This window comes from Thermus sp. (genome assembly GCF_056332225.1).
Window position 1 is genome coordinate 1 of record NZ_JBWGQW010000249.1, and the last position, 548, is coordinate 548.

The following is a 548-nucleotide window of genomic DNA, read 5'->3' on the forward strand; positions in this document are numbered from 1 at the left end:
GATTCATACCAGCAGCACCCCAATAACACAATATTCCGGCTCGAGCCGCCTGACCCGCCCAGCTCGCCTGATTCTGAGCCGCCCGCCCGCTAAAAGCCCGGTCAAGGCCATCTGGGATGGCTTCCGCATGAGCAAGGCCTGGGGTGAGGCGCTCGAGACCTACGATCTGCCCCACGAATAACCTGGCGATAAACACCTGCGGCGGGTTCTCCCCGCCGCTTTTCGTTCAAGACGATCCGGCCTCAACCGACGCGCACCGTGGGCTCGTTGCCGGGCTTCCACTTGATGGTGCAGCCAATGGCGTTGGCCTCGGTAACGGGCGGTTCCTGGCCCTGTACCAGCGCCGCCAGCACCCGATCGAGGGTGTGTTCCGTAACGGTGGTGGGGTCTTTGGGCGTATCGTTTACCCGGCCGTGGTAGCGCAGCTTGCGGTTTTGGTCGAAGACGAAAATCTCGGGCGTGCGCAAGGCTTTGTAGGCTTTGGCGGTGGCCTGGGTTTCGTCGAGCAGATAGGGGAAGTTGAAGCGGTGTGCATGAGCGAACGCGCG

The 548-nt window shown here is 62.4% G+C and carries 2 protein-coding genes; one reads left to right on the forward strand and one right to left on the reverse strand.

The window, feature by feature from the left end; translation table 11 throughout:
• Position 1: 1 nt before the first annotated feature.
• Positions 2 to 181, forward strand: a complete 180-nt coding sequence (locus AC01Y6_RS11180; protein WP_476671604.1) for a hypothetical protein — start codon at positions 2 to 4, stop codon at positions 179 to 181.
• Between the two features lie 61 nt (positions 182 to 242).
• Here AC01Y6_RS11180 and AC01Y6_RS11185 read toward each other — a convergent pair.
• A partial coding sequence (locus AC01Y6_RS11185) for a redoxin domain-containing protein (protein WP_476671606.1) occupies positions 243 to 548 on the reverse strand: 306 nt, incomplete at its 5' end.